The 8,899-nt window shown below is 75.9% G+C and carries 10 protein-coding genes; 2 read left to right on the top strand and 8 right to left on the bottom strand.

Features of this window, described 5'->3' with window-relative positions:
* Positions 1-66: 66 nt before the first annotated feature.
* The 3 genes from CCE01nite_RS13140 to CCE01nite_RS13130 form a co-directional block, all read right to left on the bottom strand.
* Complete coding sequence (locus tag CCE01nite_RS13140; RefSeq protein ID WP_141372558.1) at positions 67-951, bottom strand: manganese catalase; 885 nt, start codon at positions 949-951, stop codon at positions 67-69.
* Between the two features lie 3 nt (positions 952-954).
* Positions 955-1,203 carry an acyl carrier protein gene (locus CCE01nite_RS13135; protein ID WP_141372556.1) on the bottom strand — a complete coding sequence of 83 codons (249 nt, stop codon included), beginning with the start codon at positions 1,201-1,203 and terminating at the stop codon, positions 955-957.
* A 154-nt stretch (positions 1,204-1,357) separates the two neighbouring features.
* Positions 1,358-1,588 (bottom strand): CDGSH iron-sulfur domain-containing protein, encoded by a 231-nt coding sequence (locus CCE01nite_RS13130; RefSeq protein ID WP_141372554.1) that lies wholly within the window; start codon positions 1,586-1,588, stop codon positions 1,358-1,360.
* A 93-nt stretch (positions 1,589-1,681) separates the two neighbouring features.
* Between CCE01nite_RS13130 and CCE01nite_RS13125 the strand changes: the two genes are divergently transcribed.
* Positions 1,682-2,947 (top strand): sensor domain-containing phosphodiesterase, encoded by a 1,266-nt coding sequence (locus tag CCE01nite_RS13125; protein ID WP_141372552.1) that lies wholly within the window; start codon positions 1,682-1,684, stop codon positions 2,945-2,947.
* Positions 2,948-2,991: 44 nt separating this feature from the next.
* Here CCE01nite_RS13125 and CCE01nite_RS13120 read toward each other — a convergent pair whose 3' ends face one another.
* The 5 genes from CCE01nite_RS13120 to CCE01nite_RS13100 all read right to left on the bottom strand — a co-directional run bounded on the left by CCE01nite_RS13120 (position 2,992) and on the right by CCE01nite_RS13100 (position 7,765).
* On the bottom strand, positions 2,992-4,059 hold the full coding sequence (locus CCE01nite_RS13120) for a glycosyltransferase family 2 protein (protein WP_246056537.1): 1,068 nt from the start codon (positions 4,057-4,059) through the stop codon (positions 2,992-2,994).
* Positions 4,060-4,069: 10 nt separating this feature from the next.
* Complete coding sequence (locus CCE01nite_RS13115) at positions 4,070-5,083, bottom strand: iron-containing redox enzyme family protein (protein WP_034629728.1); 1,014 nt, start codon at positions 5,081-5,083, stop codon at positions 4,070-4,072.
* A 120-nt stretch (positions 5,084-5,203) separates the two neighbouring features.
* Positions 5,204-5,827, bottom strand: a complete 624-nt coding sequence (locus CCE01nite_RS13110) for an SRPBCC family protein (protein ID WP_246056536.1) — start codon at positions 5,825-5,827, stop codon at positions 5,204-5,206.
* On the bottom strand, positions 5,824-6,996 hold the full coding sequence (locus CCE01nite_RS13105; protein WP_034629761.1) for a zinc-dependent alcohol dehydrogenase: 1,173 nt from the start codon (positions 6,994-6,996) through the stop codon (positions 5,824-5,826). Before CCE01nite_RS13105 ends, CCE01nite_RS13110 begins: the two co-directional genes overlap by 4 nt.
* A gap of 226 nt (positions 6,997-7,222) precedes the next feature.
* On the bottom strand, positions 7,223-7,765 hold the full coding sequence (locus CCE01nite_RS13100; RefSeq protein WP_034629726.1) for an SRPBCC family protein: 543 nt from the start codon (positions 7,763-7,765) through the stop codon (positions 7,223-7,225).
* A 247-nt stretch (positions 7,766-8,012) separates the two neighbouring features.
* Here CCE01nite_RS13100 and CCE01nite_RS13095 point away from each other — a divergent pair, with 247 nt between their 5' ends.
* Positions 8,013-8,759 (top strand): hypothetical protein, encoded by a 747-nt coding sequence (locus tag CCE01nite_RS13095; protein WP_052104115.1) that lies wholly within the window; start codon positions 8,013-8,015, stop codon positions 8,757-8,759.
* The last annotated feature ends 140 nt before the right edge of the window (positions 8,760-8,899 follow it).

Raw genomic sequence — 8,899 nt, 5'->3', positions numbered from 1 at the left:
CCCGGCGCGCGCGCCCCGGACCGGGCGGGGTGGGGGCGGCGACCGACGCCGCCCCCACCGGTCCGCTCACTCCTTGTGCAGCGCGTCCTGCACGGCGCCGGCGATCTTCTCGACGCGGTTCGGCAGGTCCGTCGTCCCGTAGAGGCGGGAGTCGGGGCGTGTCGGGGGCGGCATGGGCACGGGAGTCTCGGTCGAGGCGTCCCGGTAGGAGAACTCGCCCTTGCCGTCGGGCGTCGGTCCGCTGGCCCACCGGCCCTCGGACGCGTGCTCCCCGTTGGAGAAGTTGATGTAGTCGTACGACACGTCGCGCTCCTCCTTGCGGATCGGGAAGTTGCTCGGCACGGGGAAGTCCTCGTACCCCTCCTCGCGCAGCTCGGCCGCCGCCGCCATCCACTGGTTCTGGTGCATCGTGTCGCGCGCGAGCAGAAAGCTCAGGAGGTCGCGCACGCCCGAGTCGTCGGTCATGTGGTACAGCCGCGCGACCTGCAGGCGGCCCTGCATCTCGGCGTTCGCGTTGGCCGTGAAGTCGGCGAGCAGGTTGCCGCTCGCCGTGATGTACCCGGCCGACCACGGGTTGCCCATGGAGTCGACGGGCCGCGCGCCGGCGCCCGCGACGATCGCGTGCTGCAGGTCCGTGCCGCCGATCACCGCGGCGACCGTGGGGTCGTTCTGCACGGCGTCCTCGGTGATGCCGATCGGCGCCTTCTCGAGGAGCTGCGCGATCATCGTCGCGAGCATCTCGACGTGCCCGAACTCCTCGGCGCCGATCCCGAAGAGCAGGTCACGGTACTTGCCGGGGATGTGGGCGTTCCACGACTGGAAGCCGTACTGCATGGCGACGGTGATCTCGCCGTACTGGCCGCCGAGCACCTCCTGCAGCTTGCGCGCGTAGACCGCGTCGGGCTTGTCGGGGGTGGCCTTGTGCTGGAGCTCCTGACGGTGGAAGAACATGGATCACGCTCCCTGGGGGCTGGTCGCGGACGTGCCGTGCTGGGTCAGATCGCCGAGGAACGCGTGACAGCGCTGCGCCCGCTCGGAGTCCTCGCGCATGACCTGCTCGAAGAAGTCGGCGATGTCGTCCCGGCCCGCGTTGCGTGCGTCGCGCACGTACTGGCCGTAGTCGTGACCCGCCTTGAGGGAGTGGTACTGCAACGAGATGAGGTCGAACGTGACGTCGTCGAACCCGGTCTCTCCAGTTGCCATGGTGGTGGCCCTTCCTGGTGGCCGGCCGCAGCCGGCTGCCGCCCAGGACTCTCGCGCCGGGCGGCTAGAGAGGCCCTGTGCTGGACCGCTCGTCCACGCTAACCCGGCCTCCCGGCACCGCAACCGCGCGCGGCGCAGGGCGTCCCGGGCCGGCTCAGCGCGTCGTGAACCCGGTCGCCTTGTGGCTGCCGTCGCACCACGGCTTGATGGCCGACGCACCGCACCGGCACAGCGCGACCGTCGCGCGCCGGCGCGGCACGAGCTCGCCGGCGTCGTCGCGGATCTCCGCGTCGCCGCGCACCAGCAGCGGCCCGTCGGGGCACGCCACGATCACGGCGGGGCGGGGCGCGCGCGGGACGGGCGGGAGGTCGGGGTCGTCGAGCATGGTCGCCAGTCTCCTGCGCGGTCGCCGGCGGCGCACCCGGACGCGGGTCGCCGAACCGGTCAGACGCGGGCCCGGCCGTCCGATGGGGCTTCCGTGACCTCTGCCCCGTCACGCCGCACGGCGACACCGACCCGATCCGCGTTCGACGACCTGCTCGGCGGCGGCGCGCTGCACAGCGTGTACCAGCCCCTGGTCGACCTGCGCAGCGGCGCGACGCTCGGCCACGAGGCGCTGCTGCGCGGCCCGGCGGGGACCGCGTGGGCCTCGCCGCTCACGCTGCTCGAGGACGCCCGCGCCGCCGGCCGCCTCGTCGACCTCGAGCGGGCGTCGCTGACCGCGGCGTTCTCCGGGGCGGGCCCCGGCCACCGGTCCGGGCCCGCGACCCTGTTCGTGAACGTCGAGCCGCAGACCCTGACGGCGCACCTCGACCCGGTCCTCGAGGTGCTCGAGGCGCGTCCCCGCGGCCTGCAGGTCGTCGTCGAGATCACCGAGCGGGCGCTCGCGGCGGACCCGGCACGGATCCTCGCGGCCGCCGACCGGCTGCGCTCCGCGGGGTGCGCGATCGCGCTCGACGACGTCGGCGCGCGGCCGGCGTCGCTCGCGTTCGTCCCGCTGCTGCGCCCCGAGGTCGTCAAGCTCGACCTGGGGCTGCTGCGCACGCTCGAGGACCCGCAGACGGTCGTGGTCGCGGGCGCGGTGCGTGACTACGCCGAGCAGTCGGGGGCGGAGGTCGTCGCCGAGGGCGTCGAGGACGCCGACGACCTCACGCGTGCCGTCGTGCTGGGCGCGACGCTCGGGCAGGGCTGGTACTGGGGGCGTCCCGGACCCGTGCCCGGCGCCGCGCGGCACGCCCCTGAGCGGTTCGCGGCGCACGCCCCGCTCCCCTCGCAGCACCGCACCACGCCGTTCGACCTGGCCTCCGCGGTGCGCACGGTGCAGCGGGCACCCAAGCGCCTCCTCGTCCCGCTCTCGACGACCCTCGAGCTCGCGGCGCAGCACTCGCTGGTCCCGCCGATGGTGCTCTCGTGCTTCCAGCACGAGCGGTACGTCACGCCCGCGACGGCCCGCCGCTACGCCGGGCTCGCCCAGCGGCTGCCGTTCGTCGCGGCGCTCGGGGAGGACATGCCGGCCGAGCCCGCACCCGGGGTCCGCGGGTGGGCGCTCGACGTCCGCGACCCGCTCGTCGACGAGTGGACGGTGCTCGTCCTGGGGGCGCACGCCGCGAGCGCCCTCGTCGCGCGTGCGGCCGGGGACGCCGACTCCGACGGGGACCGCCCGTTCGACATGGTCGTGACGCACGACCGCGCCCTCGTGACCGCCGCCGCGCGGGCCGTCGTGCGCCGCCTCAGCGTCGGCTGACGGCCCGGCGGGGCCCCGGCGCCGGCTGACGGCCCGGCGGGGCCTCAGCGCCGGCTGACGGCCCGGCGGGGCGCGGCGGGGACGACCCCCGCGGGCTCCTGTGCACCGTCCCGGCGGTCCGCCCCGGCGAGCGCCCGCTCCCGCCGGGCAGCCGCGCACCGGGCCCGCCGTGCCCGGCTCGGTGACGTCGCGCGCCGCACCCGCTGCCCGGCGTACGGGACGCCCCCGCGCACGCGCATCCCCACCGCCACCCACACGCAGACGGCGCGCTCGAGGACCCACACCGGCGCACCGAGCGTGCAGCGTGCAGGGAAGCGTGCGGCCCCGCCGGCCCGGCGCCGGCCCCGCTCCGCGAGCGCGAGCACCGCGACGAGCGCCCCCACGGCGCGCGCCCGCGAGCGCCCGGCCCACACGAGCGCGGGGGCGAGCGCGAGCTCCGCCACGAGGCGCGCGGGCTGCCCGAGGCTGTCGTACGCCTGCCGGACGCGCTGCCCGGCGAAGTGCCGCGCGGTCGGCGGGCGGCGCGCGACCAGCACGTCGCGGGCGATCACCTCCCGGCCGCCCGCGGCGCGCACGGTGCGCAGGAGCTCGAGGTTCTCGAACAGCACGTCGCCGTCGTAGCCGCCGGTCGCCAGGAGGATCGAGCGCCGGACGCCGAGCGTGCCCGGGTAGTCGGCGCCGAGCGCGCGGTTGAGCAGCGTGCGCCCCGAGTCCCACACCGCGTGCCACGGCAGCGGGTCGAAGTAGTTCTGCGGGCGCACGGCGTCGGCCCCGTCGAGCAGCGCGTCGATCGCCGTGAGCGTGCCGCGGTCGTGGCGCACGTCGTCGTCGGCGAGCACCAGGCGCTCGTGCCGCGCGAGCCGCACGCCCGTCATGACGCCCGCGACCTTGCCGTTGCACCCGGGCCACGGGTCGGGCCGCTCGTGGCGCACGAGCCCGTGCCAGGCCCGCGCGTGCGCCGCGTGCAGCGGGGGCGGCGAGCCGTCGACGACGAGGACCTCCTGCACGAGGCCCGCGAGGCCCCGCAGGTACGCGGTCAGCTCGTCGAGGTCGGCGTCGTCCGTCCAGCGCAGCGGCAGGACGTAGGTCAGCGGAAGTCGGTGCGGTCCCACGGCGCGGCCCTCATCCGGCGCGCAGCGACGACCGGCCCGCCTGCCAGGCGGACATGATGTGCTCGGCGACGGCGTCGTCGAGGGCGAGGCACACCGCCGCGCCGAACAGGATGTCCGGCACGAGCTCGGGCTCGTCGCGCGCGAGGCCGCCGGCGAGGTCCCGGCCGGCGATCTGCTCGTGCACCGCGTCGGCCTCGACGTGCTCGTCGAAGTACAGGGTCGTCTCAGGCCCGTGGCCGTGGCGGCGGAAGCCGTTGCCGTAGAACCGGTTCGGGAGCGACGACGTCATCTCGAACGCCGCGAGGTGCCCGGCGACCGCGCCGCGCAGGCGGCGGTGCAGCCCGAACAGCGACATCGCGTTGAGCGACGCGAGCGTGATCGCGGGGAGCTCCTCGATGTACCGCCCGTACGCGTCGTCGAGCCCGAGCCCGCGCATCGTCTGCGCGAACAGCGCGGCGTGCATGCGCTCGGGGTCGCCGCCGCCGTACTCGTCGGCCTGGATCTCCACGAGCGCGGCCTTGGGGCCACCGGCGAGGCGCGGGACGGCCCAGGTGTGCGGGTCGGCCTCCTTGAGCTGGTACAGCGAGCGCTGCACGAGCAGCTCCTTGAGCTGGCCCTCGGACGCCTTCTTGCCGACGTACCGCGCGAGGCCGGGGCCGGTCTCCGCGGCTGCCATCGTGAACAGCGTCTCGGCGACTCCGGCCTGGTCGAGGCCGTGCGCGTCGGGGACCTTGATCCGCTCGCGCAGCTCGGCCTCGAACGCGTCCTCGAGGCGCCGGCGGGCCCGCAGCAGCCCGGGCTCCCACTCCCAGCGGTCGTCGACGTCCTCGAAGCCCCGGTAGTGCAGCTCGTACAGGCAGAACAGCGCGAGCTGGACGTCGTCGTCCTCGAGCAGGTCGGTCGACGCGGCGAGCGCGTCGGCGACGGGGAGGGCGGGCGCGGCGTCGTCGTCGCCGGGGACGGGTCCGCGCAGGACCGGGACGAGCGCGGAGCTCAGCGGCCCGCGGGGGGTGGGGAGGTACATGTGCGGGGGCACCCTGTCTGAGCCGAGCGGCTCGCCGGGGATCCGCGGCGCCGGCCCGGCCGCGGGTTGGGTCATACCGGACAAGCGTGCACCGCACCCCGCTCCCCCGCATCCGGTGGCTCAGCCCGGTCCGGCGCCCTCACCTGCGGAAGCGTCCGGGGAGGCGGGCGACGACGCGCCCGCGGACCCGCCGGGCGGGACGCCGTCGCCGCGGGCCCGGCCCTCGGCGATGAGGGCGAGGCGGTGCAGCGCCTCCTTGTTGCGCGGGATGATCGCGGCCTGCCGCAGCGCGCGCGGCACGAGCGCGCCGGGGCCCTTGACGGCGTCCTCGGCGAGCAGGACCCGGCACGACGTCGGGCCCTCGGGGCGGACGTCGATGACGACGCGGGCCTCGCCCAGCGGCCACCCGTGCGCCTGCAGCTCGAGGCGGCTGCGCCCGTCCCAGCGGCGCGAGACCGTCTTGTCGTTGATCACGAGCGGCCAGGCGCCCGCCGAGTGGTGGATCGCGGCGCCCGGCTCGGGCCAGTGCGCGTCGACCGACCGGATCCGGGACGCGCCGACGACCCACCCGGCGTACATCCAGCCGTCGCGCAGGACCTCGACGACGACCTCGGCCGCGCAGCCCACGTGCCGCTCGACGACGGCCATGCCGCCGCTGAGCGGACCCGAGCGTGTGCGGGTCTCCCAGGCGCCGTGCGTCGTGCTCTGCGTCCCGCCGCCGTCGGCGCCCGCCGCGCCGCTCACGGCGTCATCACGATCTTGTTGCACTCGTCCACCTTGTCGCGGAACATCTCGAAGCCCTGCGGGGCCTCGTCGAGGCTCATGCGGTGGCTGATCACGAAGCTCGGGTCGATCTCGCCGGCGACGATGCGGTCGAGCAGCGGCTGCATGTAGCGGTGGGTGTGGCACTGGCCCGAGCGGAGCGTCAGCGAGCGGTTGACCACGGCGCCCATCGGGAACTTGTCGACGAACCCGCCGTACACCCCGACGACCGACACGACCCCGCCGCTGCGGACGTTGAGCACCGCGTCGCGCAGCGCCCCCGCGCGGTCGGGCTCGAGCTTCACGGCCTGCATGACCTTGTCGTAGGCGTTGATCGCGCCGACGTGGTGGTGCGCCTCCATGCCGACGGCGTCGATCACGGCGTCCGGGCCGCGGCCCGCGGTGATGTCGAGGAGCGCCTCCTTGACGTCCTGCTCCTCGTAGTTGACCGGGATGGCGCCGGCCTTCTCCTGCGCGATCCGCAGCCGGTAGTCGAACCGGTCGATGGCGACGACCTTGCCGGCGCCGAGCAGGTAGGCGCTCGCGACCGCGAGCTGGCCGATCGGGCCGGCCCCCCAGACCGCGACCACGTCGCCGGGGCTGATGTCGCACATCTCGGCGCCCATGTAGGCGGTCGGGAAGATGTCCGAGAGGAACAGGACCTGCTCGTCGGTCAGGTCGTGCTCGATCTTCAGCGGCCCGACGTCCGCGAACGGGACGCGCACGTACTCGGCCTGGCCGCCGGCGAACCCGCCGAGCATGTGCGAGTACCCGAAGATCCCGGCGGGCGAGTAGCCCATGACCTTCTCGGCCATGCCGGCGTTCGGGTTCGAGTTCTCGCACAGCGAGTAGTTGCGGCGCACGCACTGCGTGCACGCCCCGCACGAGATCGGGAACGGCACGACGACGCGGTCGCCCACGCGCAGGTTCCCGGCCGCGCTGCCCACCTCGACGACCTCGCCCATGAACTCGTGCCCGACGACGTCGCCCTTCTCCATCGTCGGGATGTAGCCGCCGTACATGTGTAGGTCGGACCCGCAGATCGCGGTCGACGTGACCTTCACGATCGCGTCCCGCGGGCTGAGGATCTGCGGGTCGGGGACCTCCCCGACCTCGACGACTCCCTTGCCCATCCACCTGTTCGCGCGCATCTCGTCCCTCTCGTCGTCGGCCCGCGGGCCACGCGGTTCGCCCACGGGTCCCGCGTCCCGGTCGGTCCTGGGGTGGGCGACCGCATCGCCGCCCACCGGGGTGCTGCTCGTGCCTGTGTGGTGCCCGTTCGTCGCCGGCCCGGCCGCCCTGCCGCTCGCCGCCGCCGGGCCGCTCACCGCCGCCCGGCCTCCGTCGCCGGACGACCGCCCGCGGACGGTCCGCGGCTCAGCCTGGGCCGAGCGCGCCCTCGGGGGTCTCCTCGACGGGCTCCGCGGTGCGCTGCCGCACCTGGTTGCCGGCCCGGGTCCCGCCGGGGCTGCCCTCCGAGCGCATGATGTCGCCGGTCTCGAGGACCTGCTTGAACCGGCGCAGGTCGTCCTCGACCTGCTGGCGCGGCTGCTCGCCGAACAGGCGCGCGACGAGCTCGCCGACCTTCCCGCCCGGGGCCCGGTAGTCGATCTCGACGCGGACCTCGGTGCCCTGGTCCCCCGGCGCCTCCGTGAAGCGCACGCTCCCGGCGTTCTCGACGTCGGCGCTGCCGACCGACTCCCAGCGCAGGACGCGCGGCGGGTCGGCCTCGACGACGCGCGCGTCCCACTCGACGTGCGTGCCCACGGGACCGGACACCCGCCAGTGCGACGTGCCGTCGGGGGTGACGGTGACCTGCTCGACGTGCGCCATGAAGCGCGGGAGGTTCGTGAAGTCGGACCAGTACGCGTAGACCTCGTCGAGGGGTCGGCGCACGGTGATCGCGGCGTGGACGCTCATGGGGCCTCCTGTCACCGGCGGCGCGGGGGTGCGCCGGCGGGCGTTCGGCGCACCGACCGGCTGGTCGGGGCGGCGTGTCGTCGTGGGCTGCGCGGTCCCGGGCGCGGCTCGGGTGCCGGCCGGAGCCACAGCCCCTTGCGACGAGCCTGCGCCCGATCGGCGGGCGCGGCAATCGGAAGGCCTGCTCAGCGCCCTGCCGGACGCCGCTGGAGGTGCGGGGACCGCCGCGTGGCGCGACCATCACCGCATGGACCAGCAGCGACCTGAGGCGACCCCCCGGCACGGCGAGGCGCCGACGGGTCCGGCCACTCGGTTCTCGGCCGGCGCCGGGGCGGCCCTCGGCGCGCTGACCCGAGCCGTGACCGAGCTGCGCGGCGCACGCCCGCTGCACCCCGACGGCGCGACGCTGCGGGCCACGGTCGTGCGCCACGGCTCGGCGCGGCCCACCGGCGCGCGCTGGCTCGACGAGCCCGGCGTCGACCGCGGCATCGCGCGCCTGTCCCGCTCGGTCGGTCTCCCCGTGCCGCTGCCCGACGTGCAGGGCCTCGCGCTGCGCCTCGACGGCGCCGACGGCCCGAGCGACCTGCTGCTCTCGACGACCGGGCTCGGGCGCGTCTCGCGGTTCCTCCTGGCCCCGCACCGGGCGCCGTCGGGCGGCGCGTACGGGAGCCTGCTGCCCTACCGGACGCCCGCGGGGCCCGTGCTGCTCGTCGCGGTGCCGGGCACGCGCGTGCTCCCGACCGGCCTCGAGGAGCTCGCGCGCGAGCTCGCCGGTGAGCCCTGGCACCTGCGCCTGGGGTTCGCGAGCCCGTGGAGCCGGCGCTGGCACGCGTTCGGCGAGCTCGTGGTCGACGGTCCCGCGCAGGCCACGGTCGACTCGGTCCTGCGCTTCGACGCAGCGCTCCACCCGCTCCCGGGCCTGCCGCTCGAGCCGTGGGCGGCGCGGCTGCGCGAGCCGTCCTACGCCGCCGCCCGCACGCACCACGCGAGCTGACGGCGCCTGCTCGACCACGGGGGTGCGGGACGACGGCGCGGCGCAACGACGGGGCGCGGCGCACGACGACGGGCGTGCCCGACGGACATCGGGGCCGCGCACGACGACGGGCCGGCCGCTCCGTGGGGAGCGACCGGCCC

Origin of the sequence: Cellulomonas cellasea (genome assembly GCF_006538745.1) — a bacterium.
In the GTDB taxonomy this organism is placed as follows: domain Bacteria; phylum Actinomycetota; class Actinomycetes; order Actinomycetales; family Cellulomonadaceae; genus Cellulomonas_A; species Cellulomonas_A cellasea.
The sequence above is the reverse complement of the archived record's forward strand: the minus strand, read 5'-3'. Positions and strand labels throughout refer to the sequence as shown.

What these genes read in the sequence shown, in the direction of transcription:
- CCE01nite_RS13140 (WP_141372558.1), bottom strand. Translation starts at nt 951, where the DNA reads ATGTTCTTCCACCGTCAGGAGCTCCAGCACAAGGCCACCCCCGACAAG.
- CCE01nite_RS13135 (WP_141372556.1), bottom strand. Translation starts at nt 1,203, where the DNA reads ATGGCAACTGGAGAGACCGGGTTCGACGACGTCACGTTCGACCTCATC.
- CCE01nite_RS13130 (WP_141372554.1), bottom strand. Translation starts at nt 1,588, where the DNA reads ATGCTCGACGACCCCGACCTCCCGCCCGTCCCGCGCGCGCCCCGCCCC.
- CCE01nite_RS13115 (WP_034629728.1), bottom strand. Translation starts at nt 5,083, where the DNA reads ATGTACCTCCCCACCCCCCGCGGGCCGCTGAGCTCCGCGCTCGTCCCG.
- CCE01nite_RS13105 (WP_034629761.1), bottom strand. Translation starts at nt 6,996, where the DNA reads ATGCGCGCGAACAGGTGGATGGGCAAGGGAGTCGTCGAGGTCGGGGAG.
- CCE01nite_RS13100 (WP_034629726.1), bottom strand. Translation starts at nt 7,765, where the DNA reads ATGAGCGTCCACGCCGCGATCACCGTGCGCCGACCCCTCGACGAGGTC.
- CCE01nite_RS13095 (WP_052104115.1), top strand. Translation starts at nt 8,013, where the DNA reads ATGGACCAGCAGCGACCTGAGGCGACCCCCCGGCACGGCGAGGCGCCG.